This is a genomic window from Stutzerimonas stutzeri, assembly GCF_009789555.1.
Lineage (GTDB): Bacteria > Pseudomonadota > Gammaproteobacteria > Pseudomonadales > Pseudomonadaceae > Stutzerimonas > Stutzerimonas stutzeri_R.
In genome coordinates, this window is record NZ_CP046902.1 from 2,322,666 (window position 1) to 2,339,036 (window position 16,371).

Genomic DNA, 16,371 nt, shown 5'->3' on the forward strand with positions numbered 1-16,371 from the left:
AAACCATGAGGTGTACCGATGGACAAGCTTGAAAAACCGCTCGAGACCTGGCGCGAAGAGCTCTCTGACGAGCAGTTTCAGGTCTGTCGGCTGGGTGCGACCGAGCGCCCGTTCTCCGGCAAGTACAACGCGACCAAGACGCCCGGCATCTATCATTGCGCCTGTTGCGACGCACCCCTGTTCGATTCCGACGCCAAGTTCGATTCCGGCTGTGGCTGGCCGAGCTACTTCCAGCCGGTCAACGACACGGCCATCGCCAGCGTCGACGACTTCAGTCATGGCATGCACCGTATCGAGGTCAAATGCGCCCGCTGCGATGCCCACCTTGGCCATGTGTTTCCCGACGGCCCGGCGCCGACCGGTCTGCGCTACTGCATCAATTCGGCATCACTCAACCACAAGCCGCGCGCCGCCTGAGGGCGTTTCGCAAGGCCCCTGCGAGATACCGCCATGCGCGATCCGCTGTTGGAAATTCCCTGCGTGACCATCGATGGCCAGGAAAAGACCCTGGCCGAATTCGATGCGAAGGTTCTGCTGGTGGTCAACACGGCCAGCGAGTGCGGCTTCACACCCCAGTACAAAGGGCTCGAGGCGCTCTGGCAGCGTTATGGTCCGCAGGGGCTGGTCGTGCTCGGGTTTCCCTGTGATCAGTTCGGTCACCAGGAACCGGGTGACGAGGCGCAGATCGCGGCGTTCTGCGAGCGCAACTTCGGCGTCAGCTTTCCTCTGTTTGCCAAGGTCCAGGTCAACGGCGGAGACGCCCATCCGTTGTTCGTTCTGTTGAAGAAGCGCGCACCGGGCCTGCTCGGCAGCAAAGCGATCAAATGGAATTTCACCAAGTTCCTGATCGCCGATGGCGGTCGGTCGGTCGAGCGCTTCTCGTCGCGTACCGAGCCGCAAAAGCTGGCCGCGCATATCGAAGCTCACCTTAATCGCGGCACGGCCTGAGGGCCTGTCGCGCCTGTTGATCCGAACATCTGGAGTCGTTTGAGTGGATGCTGAGCTGAAAGCCTTTTTGCAGCGCGCCGATGCGCTGATGATGCGCCTGGAACCCTTGCTGCCGGCGCCCCGTGCGCCAATCGACTGGGCCGACAGCCTGGCCGCGCGCTGGCATCGTGAGGGGCAGGGCGGCTACCTCCAGCCGCTGAGCGTGTCGCTCGATCTGAAGCTGGACGACCTCATCGGGATCGACCGGCAGCGCGAACTGTTGGCGAACAATACCCGCCAGTTCGTTTCGGGGCTGCCGGCGAACCATGTCCTGCTCTGGGGCGCGCGCGGCACAGGCAAATCATCATTGATCCGGGCGCTGTTGGCCGAGCATGCGCCCGCCGGCCTGCGCCTGATCGAAATCGAACGCGATCACCTGGCAGACTTGCCCAAGGTGGTGGAGCTGCTCGCGGGTCAGACGCAGCATTTCGTGGTGTTCTGCGATGACCTGTCGTTCGAGGCGGGCGAGGGCGACTACCGCGTGCTCAAAAGCGTGCTGGACGGCTCCCTGGAACGCGCGCCGGAAAACGTCCTGTTGTACGCCACATCGAATCGCCGGCATCTGGTGCCCGAGCGGCAGAGCGACAACGAGAACTGGCAGATGATCGACGGCGAGCTGCATCCCAACGAAGCGGTGGAAGACAAGATCGCCCTGTCGGACCGGTTTGGCCTCTGGCTGTCGTTCTACCCCTTCAGCCAGGAGCACTATCTGAACGTGGTGCGGCACTGGATCGGCTCGCTCGCCGAACAGGCGGGGCTGAGCTGGAGCTGGGACGAAGCCCTGGAGAAAGACGCGATTCGCTGGGCTACCGGGCGCGGGAATCGCAACGGCCGCTGCGCCTACCAGTTCGCCCGCCAGTGGGTGGGGATTCGCTTGCTCTGAGAGGCGGGGCTACGGCGGCGATTGCCGGATCGGGTTTCCAGGGTCCAAAGCCTTTCGCCGCGAGGGCGCGCCTCCCACAAAGGCAAGGACAAGGGCAAGCAAGCGAAAGCACAGGCATACGCACAAGCACACGCAGCGGGGCCCGCCAGTAGGTGGGGATTCGCTTGCTCTAAGAGGCGGGGCTACGGCGGCGATTGCCGGATCGGGTTTCCAGGGTCCAAAGCCATTCGCCGCGAGGCGCGCCTCCCACAAAGGGCAAGGGCAAGCGCAAGCAAGCGAAAGCACAGGCATACGCACAAGCGCACGCAGCGGGGCCCGCCAGTGGGTGGGGATTCGCTTGCTCTGAGAGACGGGGCTACGGCGGCGATTGCCGGATCGGGTTTCCAGGGTCCAAAGCCATTCGCCGCGAGGGCGCGCCTCCCACAAAGGGCAAGGGCAAGCAAGCGAAAGCACAAGCAAGCGAAAGCACAGGCATGAGCACGCCAGTGGGGTCTGCCAGGGGAACGCACCTGGGCGCTGCGCTGACCGCTTTTATTGTGGGAGGCGCGCCCCGCGGCGAACGCGGACCACAGGCACGTCCGGCCTCAAGCACGTAGCCCGGCGGCGAAGTTTGGCGCTCCCGCAGGGCGGGGTGCGCCGTGTCACTCGGGCTGGGTCGACCGCTTTGCCATTTCGATGAGCTTGCCGATCATCCGCTGCTCGCCTGGAAGCAGGCTCTGCAGCGCGGCGGACGCCTTCATCTTGGAAAAATGTGCGGCCAGCGCGGGCCAGCGACCGGCGTCGATCGGCTCTCCACCGTACTCCATATTGAGCAACTGGCACGTGACGGCGATGTCGGCCATCGAGAGCCGTTCGCCGACGAAGTATGTGTTCTGGCCCAACTGACGCTCCAGATAGTCGAAATGCGGTGGCAGCTTCTGGTTCAGTGCGGCCTGTACGCTTTCTTCATTGCAGGGGTGACCCGCGCTGGGTTTCAACACGCGGTTGCGGAAGACCCCGAAGGTGGTCAGCGGCGCGAGTTCATAGTCGGCGTACTTCTCCAGCCAGCGAATCCGGGCTCGCTCCACCGCGTTACTTCCGTACAGGCGGGTGGTCTGGTCGTACTGCTCCTCGAGGTACTGGCAGATGACACTTGAATCGGCCAGGCAGAGTTCGCCGTCCTTCATCGCCGGGATACGGCCGAGCGGGTTGAGTTGCAGATACCACTCCGGTGGCGTGAAAGGCATGACTATTTCGAGCTGGTAATCCAGGCCTTTCTCCAGCAGGCAAAGGCGAGCCTTGCGAACGAAGGGTGACAGCGGTGCGCCGAACAGGGTCAGGGTCATCGAAAGTGCTCCAGAACGTAATTGGAGTCGCCAGGGTGTGAGTCAGCGTCGTCTGCCGTCATGCGGATGCGGATGCGAATGCGCCTTGCGACTCAGCCAGTTGCCAGCGCCCCGGCGATGGCTAGTAGATGTTGTTCTTTTTCCAGTCATCTTCGCTTTCAAGATGCTTCAAACCTTCGGCCAGCTCGTTGGGTTCGTCAAGCTTCGGTTGCCGTTGAGTCTGCTCCAGCTTGTTGGCATGGGTGTAGCTCGCTTCGAGCTGCTGCAGTTGGGGCTGAAAATCGGTGGGGTTGGGCTGCTTGCGGATGTGCTGGATGCCACGCTCGAAGGCGAGGCGTGCCTTGTGCGCGCTGCCCTGCTGCAGCGCCAACTGGCCGACGTTGGTGAAATAGTCGATATGCAACATCACCATCATCCGTTGGATATGCTGGACCCAGCGTTTAGCGGCCGTGGTGTCGAGCAGGTTCTGCTTGTTGGCCCAGATGATCTGGGCGTGCAGGTCTTCGAGCAGCAGGCGAATTTCCTTGGCCTGGGCTTCGGTGACCACTTTGCCCGGCGCATTCGGCACCGCAATCTCATCGCCCGAGGCGACGGCACTGCGCAGCGCGCCGACACGGGCGTTGAGGGCGGCGTTGTTCTTTTCCAGCGGCAACAGCTGCTCACCCAGGTGCAACTCCAGGCGCGCCAGTAACAGCTTGAGCGCGGGCGTCATCATCTGACCAGGGAAGCTGTCGGAGAGATTGGCGCAGCGGCGCATCCGATCGCTGAGTTCGGCCCGCCTGCGAGCCTTTTCCAGATTGTTTTTTTCGACGATCTGATTGATGACGCCGATTGCTATCAACACGAATAGGCCGGCGGCGACCAATCCTGTAATCAGAACTGGGGACACGAGACGCACCTCTCTCAGGGCGGTTTTTAGAGGCGAGTGTAGAGCGTTGGATGGCAAGCTGATAGCTCAATGCCGCATCCGGATTCAGGCATGAAAAAAATTTCACATGGCGCTTGACGACCCTACATGGGCTCCATAGAATGCGCGCCACTTGCAGCGTGAAGCACATCGCAAACGCTGGAAGCCGGAAGAAAGCTGTAGTTTCCGGGCAGCGTCCCCTTCGTCTAGTGGCCTAGGACACCGCCCTTTCACGGCGGTAACAGGGGTTCGAGTCCCCTAGGGGACGCCATTTTTGTTGTAGACACCGCGGGAATAGCTCAGTTGGTAGAGCACGACCTTGCCAAGGTCGGGGTCGCGAGTTCGAGTCTCGTTTCCCGCTCCAAATTCGCAGGCGAACGGTTACGGCCAATCGTCAGCACAAAGAAAGCGACCTTAGAGTCGCTTTTTTTGTGCCTGCATTTCCTGTCCCGATGCTTCGAGCTCCGTTCCGCAGTCAGCGTGCGGGCGTGGCGGCCGCTTCATTCCAAGAGCGGTCACGCCCCTTTGGCTCGCTGCCACGCATCGTCCCGCGCCTGTGCATCAAAACTCAACGAGCCGGCCACGGTCTTATGCATAGACGCTCGTCGCGCCTTGTCCGTGAGGGTGCCTGCGGCTGCGGCTGCTGCTGGCGGCTGCAGGCCGCTTCCGTCGGTCAGGGCAGACGACCAAAAGAATCAAATCGGGGTTTTTCGTATGGCTAGCACTCAAAGTGCCGCAGCGACACTGCGCTCGGCATGGATCGCCCATGCACAGGCAAATCCCGTCATCGCGCTGGGTCTGGTCGGCGCGGGGCTGGCCGTATTGGTGCTGCTGATCGCCAGTGGTTACAGCGCGTTCCAGAACGGTGACGAAAGCAACATCCGCTACGCGCTGCTCGGCGGTACGGCAGGCTTCGGGGCGACGGCGTTGGGTGCGCTGATGGCCATCGTGCTGAACAACGTGTCCACTCGGACCCAGGACAGCATGCTGGGCTTCGCGGCCGGCATGATGCTGGCAGCCAGTTCGTTCTCGCTGATTCTGCCAGGGCTGGCGGCGGCCAGAGACCTGTTCGGCAGCGGGCCTGCCGCTGCGTTGACCGTGGTGGTGGGGCTCGGGTTTGGTGTGTTGTTGATGCTCGGACTGGATTACTTCACCCCGCATGAGCACGAGAGTGCAGGTGCGTTCGGTCCTCAGCATCAGCGTGTCAGCCGGGTCTGGCTGTTCGTTTTCGCGATCATCCTGCACAACATTCCTGAAGGCATGGCGATCGGTGTGAGCTTCGCCAATGGCGATCTGAATGTCGGGCTACCGCTTACCACGGCTATCGCCATACAGGACATTCCGGAAGGGCTGGCCATCGCGTTGGCCTTGCGAACCACCGGCCTTTCTGCCTGGCGTTCGATATTGGTCGCCGCCGCATCGGGCCTGATGGAGCCGCTCGGCGCGCTGGTCGGCTTGGGGATATCCAGCGGGCTGGCGGTCGCGTATCCGGTCAGCCTGGGATTGGCGGCGGGCGCGATGATCTTCGTGGTATCGCACGAGGTAATTCCCGAAACCCACCGCAATGGCCATCAGACCCCCGCAACGGTCGGTCTGATGGGCGGTTTTGCGGTCATGATGTTTCTCGATACGGCGCTGGGCTAGGGAGCGTGGCGCGAAGGGCTGCGAGGCGCGCCTGACGGGGTGGGGTAGCGGTGGTGCCGCCGCTCTATCGGCGGCACGTATGGACGATGCGTCAAAGCTGTTCGAGCAGCCGCCGTGCGGCTTCCTGGCCGCTCAGCCATGCGCCTTCGACCCGCCCTGACAGGCACCAGTCGCCGCAGGCATACAGCCCCAGGTGTGCATCTGCCAGCGCGCCCCACTCATGGGATTGGCTCGGCCGGGCGTAGAGCCAGCGATGGGCCAGGGTGAATTCCGGTGCCGTTACGACGCAGTCGATCAGTTCGGCGAACGCGCCGTGTAGCCGCTCGATCACCCAATCCCTTGACGAGTCGAGGTGCTGGCGGCTCCAGGCGCTGCTGGCATGCAACACCCATATGTCGAGGGGGTCGTCGCGTCCGGGCCGGCTGTGATGCCGGGCCAGCCAGTCGAGCGCGTCGTCCTGGACGAAGCAGGCTTCAAGGTTGGTTTCCAGCGGTTTGGCAAAGCCCAGGGCGACGGACCACGTCGGCTCCATCGCAACGCTGGCCGCGACGGCGGCCAGCTTCGGTGCGGCGGCCAACAGCGTGCTCGCCTGGGGCGCGGGAATGGCGACGATCACCTGGCTGAACGGGCCGTGGCTGTTCCCGTCGGCATCGACCAGTTTCCAGTATTCCTCGCCTCGAAAGACCTCAGTGATCCGGCAACCGAGCGTGACGGGCAGCTCGCCGAGCAGCCCGGCGGCAATCGAACTCATGCGCGGTACGCCTACCCAGCGCAGTTGCTCATCGGCGGACGGCGATAATTGTCCGCCGCGCGACTGATAGAGATGGGGTGACCACTCGGCGACCCAGCCCTGGGTCTGCCACTGACGTACGGTCTCGGTGAAACGACGATCACGCGCGGTGAAATATTGGGTGCCGAGGTCCAGATGACCCGACTCGGTGCGCTTGCTGGCCATTCGTCCGCCCAGGCCACGGCTCTTGTCGAACAGCTGGACGGACTGCCCGGCGGCATGCAATGCATGGGCTGCGGAAAGCCCGGCAATACCGGCGCCGACAATGGCAATGGGAGCTTTGCTCATGCTTACCTCTTTCGATAGCGCCGCCAGTCTCCGCTGCGCGACCACTGCGCTGGTTCGTTCGGTCCTGGTGCCGTTTCGAGAAAGAAACGACTACGCTGATGCGTTCGTTATCCTCAAACAGACCGTTGGATTTGCATAGGGGTTCGGGTCGATACAAGACACATGGCAGCTATATTTCCGTATCGGCTGACGGGCGGTGGCGAGGCGGGCAAGTCCGTCAGCCGGGTGATGCCCGGCCTGCATGCGGATGCGGGCGCTTAGGGGCGGCGGGGCGTGCGCCGAAGGCGAACGTCAGGCGGGCAACCGGCAACGGTCGCGCTTGTCCGCATATGGCGGGCCAGGGCTGCGGTGCGACTGTCGGTACGGCCCAGAGGCCAGTGCGGTGCGGGCGTGATGCCCGATCAGCCAATGCATCAGCGCCTGCACGGATTGGTTGTAAGTTGGGAATAAGCCGGTACAATGGCGCCGCTCGCCGCCAGGCGGGTTTTGTTATGGTGGGCCCTGCCGGTCCCCCCGCAACGATCAGCCGTGAACCCGGTCAGGCCCGGAAGGGAGCAGCCGCAGCGGTGACATTGTGTGCCGGGGTGTGGCTGGTAGGGTTCACCTCCATGACGTTCCCCCCCCTTTTTTGAATAGCAGCCGACAGGCATTGGCATTGCACCAGCCAAGCGAACCCGCGTGCCTGGTCGATCCGCCGGGCAGGTGACGGTCGCACCTCCGGATTTTTTGGCGATTGCAGCGGCAACCGGGCTGTACTCGGTATGCTTTGCCAGCGGCGGTCCGTGCGAAGCAGCCATCAATCGTGTTCGAGGAGTGTGGGTTTGTCGGTCAGAGCGAGCTGGGACATCTTTTGCGTCGTCGTCGACAATTACGGCGACATCGGCGTGACCTGGCGCCTGGCGCGGCAGTTGGTCGCCGAGCATGGGCAGCGGGTGCGGCTGTGGGTCGATGATCTGCAAACCTTCGCCCGGCTTTGCCCGGGCACCAGTGCCAGCGCGAGCCAACAGTGGCACGACGGTGTCGAGGTGCGGCACTGGTCGCCCGACTGGCCAGGAGCCGAGCCGGCCGACGTAGTGATCGAAGCCTTCGCCTGCCAGCTGCCCGAGGCCTATATAGAAGCGATGGCCCACAGCGGGCGCCGCATCCTCTGGCTCAACCTGGAATACCTCAGCGCCGAAGACTGGGTGGTGGGATGCCATGCGCTGCCATCGATGCAGGCCGATGGGCTGCAGAAATACTTTTTCTTCCCGGGATTCGAGCAAGGTACCGGGGGGCTGATTCGCGAGGGCGATCTGCTGGCGCGACGTGAGGCGTTTCAGCGCGATCCGCTGCTGCGCGACGCATTCCTGCAGGGCTTCGACCTGACGGTCGAGCCCGGCGCGCGCCTGCTTTCGCTGTTCGCCTACGAAAACGTTGCCGTTGCCGGTTGGCTCGACGCCTTGGCCGCCGACACGCGCGCTTCGCAGTTGCTGGTGCCGGAAGGCCGGGTGCTGGGTGATGTGGCGCGGTGGCTCGAGCTGGAGCGACTGCAGGCGGGTGACCGCCATGTCCGAGGCGCGCTGCAGATCGCCGTGCTGCCGTTCATGACGCAGAACCAGTACGACATGCTGCTGTGGTGCTGCGACTTCAACGCCGTGCGCGGCGAGGAGTCCTTCATTCGGGCGCAATGGGCCGGGCGCCCGCTGGTCTGGCACATTTATCCGCAGCAAGAAAATGCGCACTGGCACAAGCTCAACGCGTTCCTCGATCTATACCTGCGTGACCTGGCGCCGGGACCTGCGGCGGCGCTGCGTGGGTTCTGGCGTGCCTGGAACGATGGGCAAGCTAGCGGGGCGGCCTGGACCGCGATGCTCGAATTCGAGCCCGCGTTGAAGGCTCACGCCGAATGCTGGACCCACAAACAGGTCGCCAACGGCGATCTGGCCGGAAAGCTGGTGTTTTTTTACACAGATTGGCTATGATACGCGGCCTGTTTTTTGTCTCTAATCCCATTCGGATATTCGTATGAAAACCGCACAAGAGTTCCGTGCCGGCCAAGTGGCCGTTATCAACGGCGCACCCTGGGTCATCCAGAAAGCCGAGTTCAACAAGTCCGGTCGTAACAGTGCCGTCGTCAAGATGAAGCTGAAGAACCTGCTCAACGGTTCCGCCACCGAGACTGTGTACAAGGCTGACGACAAGCTGGAGCCGGTAATTCTCGAGCGCAAGGAAGTGACCTATTCCTACTTCGCCGACCCGCTCTACGTCTTCATGGACGAGGAGTTCAACCAGTACGAGATCGAAAAAGACGATCTCGAAGGCGTGATGACCTTCATCGAAGACGGCATGACCGATGTCTGCGAAGCCGTTTTCTACAACGACAAGGTGATCTCGGTTGAACTGCCGACCACCATCGTTCGCGAAATCGTCTACACCGAGCCGTCCGTACGTGGCGACACGTCCGGCAAGGTCATGAAGACTGCCCGCCTGAAGAACGGGGCTGAGCTGCAGGTTTCCGCCTTCTGCGAAATCGGTGACTCGATCGAGATCGACACCCGTACCGGCGAATACAAGTCGCGCGTCAAGGCCTGATCGCCCCGCTCGCAGACTGCTCGCAAAAAAGCCCGGCTCAGTGCCGGGCTTTTTCGTTTCTGGTGTCGTCTGCTGGGACGGTTGGCCGCTCCGGGACGGCAAGCCGATCCTCGGAGCGGGAAGGGCGCTGGTCGATCAGCCGGCCCAGATCCAGCCCACCAGCAGGTAGCAGAGCACCGTCACCAGCACGACGCCAAAGAGGTTCAGCGCGAAGCCGGCCTTGATCATGGACTGGATGGGCACCTGGCCTGTCCCGAACACGATGGCGTTGGGTGGCGTAGCCACGGGCATCATGAAGGCGCAACTGGCCGCAACGGCGGCGGGAATCGCGAGCATCTCGGGCGACATGCCCTGTGCGACTGCCAGTGCGCCGAGCAAGGGCAGAAACGCCGCCGCGGTTGCAGTATTGGAGGTGATTTCCGTAAGGAAGATGATCACCAACGTGACCAGCCCGATCATCAGAATCAGCGGCAGCGCCCCGAACGCGCCGAGGCTTCCGGCGATCCATTCGGCCAGGCCCGACGCGCCGATCACGCCGGCCAGTGACAGGCCACCACCGAACAGCAGCAGAACGCCCCACGGGGCCTTGTTCGCTTGCTCCCAGTCCATGAGGAAGACCCGCTCGCGCAGGTTCACCGGAATCAGGAACAGCGCCAGAGCGGCCGCAATCGCGATGTTGGTGTCGTTGACACCCTCGACGTATTCGGCGAGGAAGGGCTGCAGAATCCAGGCGGCGGCGGCCAGTGTGAACACCACCGCGACCATCTTCTCGGCACGGGACATGGGGCCCAGCTCGGCCATTTCCTTTTCCAGAAGTCCTCGGCTGTCTCCACCGGCGAGTTTGAAGCCGCCGCGCGTCAACCACCACCAGATGAACATGAGCATGCCGATGCTCAGCGGCAGGCCCAGCAGCATCCATTGGCCGAAACCGATCTGCACGTCGTAGTTCTCGCGCATGAAGGCGGCCAGCAAAGCGTTCGGTGGCGTGCCGATCAGCGTCGCGATGCCGCCAACGCTGGCCGCGTAGGCGATCCCGAGGAGCAGGGCGATGGCGAAACGGCCGCCTTCCTTTTCGTCGCTGCCGGCCACCAGCAGACCGATCACCGATAGCCCGATGGGCAGCATCATGATGCTGGTCGCGGTGTTGCTGACCCACATGCTGATGAATGCCGTGGCAATCATGAATCCGGCGATCTGCCGACTGGGCTGGTTGCCGACGGCCAACAGCGTCGCCAGGGCGATTCGCCGATGCAGGTTCCAGCGCTGCATGGCCAGGCCGAGCACGAACCCACCGAAGAACAGGAAGATGGTCGGGTTGGCATAGGGCGCGGTGGCCTTGGCCAGAGTGTCGATGCCCAGCAAGGGAATCAGCAGGATCGGCAGCAGCGAAGTGGCGGGGATCGGTATCGCCTCGGTCGACCACCAGATCGCCATCAGGCCAGCCAGGCCCACCGTCAGCCAGGCCTCGTTCGAAAGGCCGCCCGGAGGGTCGGTCAGAATACACAGCAGCAAGACTGCAGGGCCTAGCAACAGGCCGATGGAAGCCGCGATGGCGGCGCCCTTGTTCTCGGGTGAATCGGACATGCAAAGGGTTCCTCAATGGGGCGATCCGGCTGCGAGAGGGCGTAGGAATACCCGGATCAAAGCGGCGCGAATTCTAACAGCCGTTGCACGCCTGACGGTTTATTAATGCCCCTAATCATTAGTGGCCTATTGATGTTGCGCGGTCGAACTCGCGTCGGGTGTCGCCAGGGCAATGCCCGGCGCCGCGTCGGTCGTCAACGCCACTGTCAGCGCAGGCCAGCCTATGAACCTGATGGTTGGACCCCTGGAAAGGCCCGAGGTTTGGCGCGGATCGTCCAGCGACTCCGCGCATCGTTTGGGTCGGGAAGTCAGCTCGGGCGTACCTGTTTCAGCGTCTCGGCAATCAGGAATGCCAGCTCCAGCGATTGATCGGCGTTGAGTCGCGGGTCGCAGTGGGTATGGTATCGGTCGCTGAGACCGTCTTCGGTGATCGGGCGCGAGCCGCCGATACACTCGGTGACGTTCTGCCCCGTCATTTCGATATGAATGCCGCCCGGATAGCTGCCTTCGGCACGGTGCACCTCGAAGAACTGCCGAACCTCGGCCAGCACCCGCGCGAAGTCGCGGGTCTTGTAACCACTGGAGGCCTTCATCGTGTTGCCGTGCATCGGATCTGAACTCCACAGCACATGGCGGCCCTCGGCCTGCACCGTCTGGATCAGGCGTGGCAGTCCCTCCTGAACCTTATCCGCGCCCATTCGCACGATCAGGTTCAGGCGGCCGGGGTCGTTGTCTGGATTGAGGATGTCGATCAGGCGGACCAGCGCATCGCTGTCCATGCTCGGACCGACCTTCACACCAATCGGGTTGCCCACCCCGCGCAGGAACTCGACATGCGCGCCGTCCAGTTGGCGGGTGCGGTCACCGATCCAGAGCATATGGGCGGAACAGTCGTACCAGCCGCCGCTGAGGCTGTCCTGGCGCACGAACGCCTGTTCGTAATTGAGCAGCAGGGCCTCGTGAGCGGTGAAAAAACTGGTCTCGCGCAGCTGGGGTGCGTTGTCCATGCCGCAGGCCCGCATGAACTTCAAGGCCTGATCGATTCGTGCGCCCAATTGGTGGTATTTCTCGGCCATCTGCGAATTGGCGATGAAGTCGAGGTTCCACTGGTGGACCTGGTGCAGATCGGCGAAACCGCCCTGGGCGAAGGCGCGCAACAGGTTCAGGCTGGCGGTGGACTGGTGGTAGGCCTGCAATAGCCGCTCCGGGTCCGGTACACGGCTCTTCTCGTCGAAACCGATGCCGTTGACGATGTCGCCCCGATACGCCGGGAGGGTGACGCCGTCGATGGTTTCGTTGCCGGAGGAGCGCGGCTTGGCAAACTGGCCCGCCATGCGACCGACTTTGACCACCGGGCAGCCCGCCGCGAAGGTCATCACCACCGCCATTTGCAGCAGCACCTTAAAGGTGTCGCGGATCTTCGGCGCGGAAAACTCGGCGAAGCTCTCCGCGCAATCGCCGCCCTGCAGCAGGAAGGCGCGGCCTTGGGTGACCTCGGCGAATTGCCGGCGCAATTCACGCGCCTCGCCGGCGAACACCAGCGGAGGCAGACTCGCCAGCGTCTGCTCGACGCGCTGGAGATGGTGGGCGTCCGGGTAGTCGGGCTGCTGTTGGATCGGTTTGTTTCTCCAGCTGGTAGGGCTCCAGGCGTGGCTCATCGAAGTGATTCCGTGCGCGATAATAAGTGTTCCGATTTTACCTGATGCGCTGAGGTGGCGCTGATAGCCCTGCCCATCGGGCTGTTAAGATGCGTCGACCGGTTTGGAGTGAGTGCAATGGACAAGCAGGAAGTGTTGCTGGCCGAAGTAAAGGATGCCTTTGGCCTGATCCGCGTGCTGGAAGTCGGGGAGTACCGGTTTCTCGAGTTTGGCGCGGCGGTCGAGCAAAGCTGTGTCTTCACGCCGGACCCCAGTTGGCTTGAATACGACTACACGCGGGCCATGCTGATGGGCGGCCTGTTGCACGAAGCGCCCGAGACCGCGCTGTTTCTCGGCCTCGGCGCCGGCACCCTGACCCAGGCGTGCCTGGAATTCCTGCCGCTCGAAGACGTCGAGGCCATCGAACTGCGCCCGGACGTACCGGAGCTGGCGATGCGGTACCTGGGCCTGCAGAACGATCCACGGCTCTACATCCGCATCGGCGATGCCGTGCAATTGCTGGATACCGCCGAAACCGCCGATCTCATTTACGTCGACCTCTATACGGACGTCGGGCCTGCTGCCGCGCATCTGGCGTGGCGCTTCCTCGAACGGTGCCAACAGAAGCTGAATCCGGGCGGCTGGCTGGTCATCAACCAATGGGGCACGGACGAAGACAAGCCGCTCGGCGCGGCGCTGCTGCGCGGACTGTTCCATCGTCACTACTGGGAATGCCCGGTGAAAGAGGGCAACGTGGTGCTGTTCGTCCCCGCTGACCTAGAGCAGACGCTCGATGTGCCGACCCTGCGCGAGCGTGCCAGCGCCCTCGCGCCGCGCCTGGGTTATTCACTGGACTCGCTCATCAACGCGCTGCGCCCGGCCAGCTAATGCGCCCGGCCAGCTAAAGCGTTGCCAACCCGCTTCGCCCCGAGGTCGGGCCTCCCACCACAGCGGCAAAACCCAACCCCACACGTAAAGCACACCGCCTTACCCTGTGGGAGGCGCGCCCCGCGGCGAATGCAGGCCGCAGGCCTGCCAAAACGACAAGCTTCGCCCCGAGGTCGGGCCTCCCACCACAGCGGCAAAACCCAACCCCACACCTGAACACCCCGCCTTACCCACGTGGGAGGCGCGCCCCGCGGCGAATGCAGGCTGCAAGCCTGCCCAAAAGGCCAAAGCTTCGCCCCGAGGTCGGGCCTCCCACCACAGCGGCAGAACCACCCCACACGTGAACACACCGCCTTACCCATGTGGGAGGCGCGCCCCGCGGCGAATGCAGGCTGCAAGCCTGCCCAAAGGCCAAAGCTTCGCCCCGAGGTCGGGCCTCCCACCACAGCGGCAAAACCCAACCCCACACGTAAAGCACACCGCCTTACCCTGTGGGAGGCGCGCCCCGCGGCGAATGCAGGCCGCAGGCCTGCCAAAACGACAAGCTTCGCCCCGAGGTCGGGCCTCCCACCACAGCGGCAAAACCCAACCCCACACGTAAAGCACACCGCCTTACCCCATGTGGGAGGCGCGCCCCGCGGCGAATGCGCCTCTGCAAGCCTGCCCAAAAGGCCAAAGCTTCGCCCCGAGGTCGGGCCTCCCACCACAGCGGCAGAACCACCCCACACGTGAACACACCGTCTTACCCCATGTGGGAGGCGCGCCCCCGCGGCGAATGCAGGCTGCAAGCCTGCCAGCACGACAAGGCGCCGCACGAGGTCGGGCCTCCCACAACGGTCCTCTCTCTATTGGGTACGCATCCCGCCGGGAAGAAGAACCTAACCCCACAGACAAATTGCACGCACAGGTTCACATAATTCCGGTATAGTACGCGCCGGCTGAAACTCAGCCTGCGTTCAGGTACTGCAACACACGAAGCGCTGCTTCGGCTGCTATCCGCTTCCAGCGGCTATCCTTGACGATTCATCATCCATTACGTTTTCGCAAACCCCGCCGACCAGGCTGCCAGGGTGACCTTCGGGTTTTGCATGGCATGCGCAGCTTCGGAACATGGGTCTTTGCGGAGCATCAGGAAAAGACCCATGACCCAGGAAATCGGCGGCTTTGCCGCACTCGGTATTCATCCCTCTGTACTCGCTGCCGTCGTCGCGGTGGGCTACGAAGAGCCTTCGGCGATCCAGAGCCAGGCGATCCCGGTAATTCTCGGCGGCCACGACATGATCGGCCAGGCCCAGACCGGTACCGGCAAAACCGCAGCGTTCGCGCTGCCCATCCTGTCCAAGATCGATCCGGCCAAGCGTGAACCGCAGGCGCTGATCCTCGCGCCGACCCGCGAGCTGGCCTTGCAGGTAGCCACGGCGTTCGAAACCTATTCCAAGCAGATGCCGGGCGTTGGCGTCGTAGCCGTCTACGGTGGCGCCCCGATGGGCCCGCAGCTCAAGGCCATTCGCCAGGGCGCGCAGATCATCGTGGCCACTCCGGGCCGTCTCGTCGACCACCTCAGCCGCAACAGCACGCTGCTGTCGACCATTCAATGCCTGGTGCTCGACGAAGCCGACGAAATGCTCAAGCTGGGCTTCATGGACGACCTTGAAGTCATCTTCGAGGCCATGCCGGAAAGCCGCCAGACGGTACTGTTCTCCGCGACCCTGCCGCATTCCATCCGCGCGATTGCCGAGAAGCACCTGCGCGAGCCGCAGCACATCAAGATCGCCGCGAAGACCCAGACCGTTGCCCGCATCGAGCAGGCGCACCTGATGGTCCATGCCGACCAGAAAATCCCGGCCGTGCTGCGTTTGCTCGAAGTGGAAGATTTCGACGCGCTGATCGCCTTCGTGCGGACCAAGCAGGCCACCCTTGATCTGGCCGCCGCGCTGGAAGCCAAAGGCTACAAAGCCGCTGCGTTGAACGGCGACATCGCCCAGAACCAGCGTGAGCGCGTCATCGAATCGCTCAAGGATGGTCGTCTGGATATCGTTGTCGCCACCGACGTTGCCGCTCGCGGCCTCGACGTGGCGCGCATTACCCACGTGTTCAACGTGGACATGCCTTACGACCCGGAATCCTACGTGCACCGTATTGGCCGTACCGGTCGTGCCGGTCGCGAAGGCCGTGCGTTGCTGCTGGTTACGCCGCGCGAGCGCCGCATGCTGCAGGTCATCGAGCGCGTCACCAACCAGAAAGTCGCCGAAGCCCGCTTGCCTAATGCGCAGCAGGTGCTGGACGCGCGCATCAAGAAACTCACCAACAGCCTTGCGCCGCTGGTAGCGGATGCCGAAGCCAGCCATGGCGAACTGCTCGACAAACTGGTCGCCGACATTGGCTGCAGCCCGCGTGCCTTGGCCGCTGCGCTGCTGCGCAAGGCGACCAACGGCCAGGCGCTGACCTTGGCCGACGTGGAAAAGGAGCAGCCACTGGTCCCGACCAGCAGCCCGCGCGAGCGTTCCGACCGGCCAGAGCGCAGCGGTGATCGCGAGCGCCGTGCGCCGATTCCGCTGGCCGAAGGCCGTGCCCGCTGCCGCACTCCGCTGGGTGCACGCGATGGCATCGCCGCCCGCAACCTGCTCGGCGCCATCCTTAACGAAGGCGGCCTGGCCCGCGAAGCGATTGGCCGCATCCAGGTCCGCGACAGCTTCAGCCTGGTCGAGCTGCCCGAAGAGGGCCTCGAGCGCCTGCTGGGCAAACTCAAGGACACCCGTGTCGGCGGCAAGCAGCTCAAGCTGCGGCGCTATCGCGAAGACTGATCGCGGCTAGCTAAGCAAAAGGGTGGGCTTTGATAGCCCACCCTTTTTTTTGGCCTCCCAATA

At 63.4% G+C, this 16,371-nt stretch carries 13 protein-coding genes, 2 tRNA genes and 1 other RNA gene; 11 read left to right on the plus strand and 5 right to left on the minus strand.

The window, feature by feature from the left end; genetic code table 11:
* Positions 1 to 18: 18 nt before the first annotated feature.
* From msrB to GQA94_RS10845, 3 genes are read left to right on the plus strand one after another with little or no spacing between them, the layout of a single operon-like run.
* A complete protein-coding gene (gene msrB, locus GQA94_RS10835; RefSeq protein ID WP_158188031.1) occupies positions 19 to 417 on the plus strand; it encodes a peptide-methionine (R)-S-oxide reductase MsrB in 399 nt (132 codons plus the stop codon).
* Between the two features lie 33 nt (positions 418 to 450).
* On the plus strand, positions 451 to 948 hold the full coding sequence (locus GQA94_RS10840) for a glutathione peroxidase (RefSeq protein WP_158188032.1): 498 nt from the start codon (positions 451 to 453) through the stop codon (positions 946 to 948).
* 43 nt (positions 949 to 991) lie between these two features.
* Positions 992 to 1,870, plus strand: a complete 879-nt coding sequence (locus tag GQA94_RS10845) for an ATP-binding protein (RefSeq protein WP_158188033.1) — start codon at positions 992 to 994, stop codon at positions 1,868 to 1,870.
* A 641-nt stretch (positions 1,871 to 2,511) separates the two neighbouring features.
* Here the strand turns inward: GQA94_RS10845 and GQA94_RS10850 are convergent.
* Together GQA94_RS10850 and GQA94_RS10855 are read right to left on the minus strand one after the other, a co-directional pair.
* The gene (locus GQA94_RS10850; protein ID WP_158188034.1) at positions 2,512 to 3,195 is read right to left on the minus strand and encodes a glutathione S-transferase family protein; all 684 of its coding nucleotides are present in this window, start codon (positions 3,193 to 3,195) and stop codon (positions 2,512 to 2,514) included.
* A gap of 121 nt (positions 3,196 to 3,316) precedes the next feature.
* Positions 3,317 to 4,084, minus strand: coding sequence for a hypothetical protein (locus tag GQA94_RS10855; protein ID WP_199270128.1), 768 nt, complete (start codon positions 4,082 to 4,084; stop codon positions 3,317 to 3,319).
* 213 nt (positions 4,085 to 4,297) lie between these two features.
* Here GQA94_RS10855 and GQA94_RS10860 point away from each other — a divergent pair.
* The 3 genes from GQA94_RS10860 to GQA94_RS10870 all read left to right on the plus strand — a co-directional run bounded on the left by GQA94_RS10860 (position 4,298) and on the right by GQA94_RS10870 (position 5,746).
* Positions 4,298 to 4,373 (plus strand) — tRNA-Glu (locus GQA94_RS10860).
* A gap of 17 nt (positions 4,374 to 4,390) precedes the next feature.
* Positions 4,391 to 4,466 (plus strand) — tRNA-Gly (locus GQA94_RS10865).
* Between the two features lie 350 nt (positions 4,467 to 4,816).
* Positions 4,817 to 5,746: a ZIP family metal transporter gene (locus GQA94_RS10870; protein ID WP_158188035.1), complete on the plus strand. Its 930-nt coding sequence runs from the start codon at positions 4,817 to 4,819 to the stop codon at positions 5,744 to 5,746.
* A gap of 91 nt (positions 5,747 to 5,837) precedes the next feature.
* Here the strand turns inward: GQA94_RS10870 and GQA94_RS10875 are convergent, their stop codons facing one another.
* Complete coding sequence (locus GQA94_RS10875; protein ID WP_158188036.1) at positions 5,838 to 6,824, minus strand: NAD(P)/FAD-dependent oxidoreductase; 987 nt, start codon at positions 6,822 to 6,824, stop codon at positions 5,838 to 5,840.
* Positions 6,825 to 7,326: 502 nt separating this feature from the next.
* Here GQA94_RS10875 and ffs point away from each other — a divergent pair.
* The 3 genes from ffs (at position 7,327) to efp (ending at position 9,395) form a co-directional block, all read left to right on the plus strand.
* An RNA gene (ffs, locus tag GQA94_RS10880) (signal recognition particle sRNA small type) lies at positions 7,327 to 7,423 on the plus strand.
* A 222-nt stretch (positions 7,424 to 7,645) separates the two neighbouring features.
* Positions 7,646 to 8,785: an elongation factor P maturation arginine rhamnosyltransferase EarP gene (earP, locus tag GQA94_RS10885; protein ID WP_158188037.1), complete on the plus strand. Its 1,140-nt coding sequence runs from the start codon at positions 7,646 to 7,648 to the stop codon at positions 8,783 to 8,785.
* 43 nt (positions 8,786 to 8,828) lie between these two features.
* Positions 8,829 to 9,395 carry an elongation factor P gene (efp, locus tag GQA94_RS10890; protein ID WP_158188038.1) on the plus strand — a complete coding sequence of 189 codons (567 nt, stop codon included), beginning with the start codon at positions 8,829 to 8,831 and terminating at the stop codon, positions 9,393 to 9,395.
* A 135-nt stretch (positions 9,396 to 9,530) separates the two neighbouring features.
* Here efp and GQA94_RS10895 read toward each other — a convergent pair whose 3' ends face one another.
* On the minus strand, positions 9,531 to 10,979 hold the full coding sequence (locus GQA94_RS10895; RefSeq protein ID WP_158188039.1) for an SLC13 family permease: 1,449 nt from the start codon (positions 10,977 to 10,979) through the stop codon (positions 9,531 to 9,533).
* Between the two features lie 308 nt (positions 10,980 to 11,287).
* Positions 11,288 to 12,637, minus strand: a complete 1,350-nt coding sequence (locus GQA94_RS10900; protein ID WP_158188040.1) for a class II 3-deoxy-7-phosphoheptulonate synthase — start codon at positions 12,635 to 12,637, stop codon at positions 11,288 to 11,290.
* 117 nt (positions 12,638 to 12,754) lie between these two features.
* Here GQA94_RS10900 and GQA94_RS10905 point away from each other — a divergent pair, with 117 nt between their 5' ends.
* Together GQA94_RS10905 and GQA94_RS10910 are read left to right on the plus strand one after the other, a co-directional pair.
* Positions 12,755 to 13,504 carry a spermidine synthase gene (locus tag GQA94_RS10905; RefSeq protein WP_158188041.1) on the plus strand — a complete coding sequence of 250 codons (750 nt, stop codon included), beginning with the start codon at positions 12,755 to 12,757 and terminating at the stop codon, positions 13,502 to 13,504.
* A 1,142-nt stretch (positions 13,505 to 14,646) separates the two neighbouring features.
* On the plus strand, positions 14,647 to 16,308 hold the full coding sequence (locus tag GQA94_RS10910; RefSeq protein ID WP_158188042.1) for a DEAD/DEAH box helicase: 1,662 nt from the start codon (positions 14,647 to 14,649) through the stop codon (positions 16,306 to 16,308).
* Positions 16,309 to 16,371 lie beyond the last annotated feature (63 nt).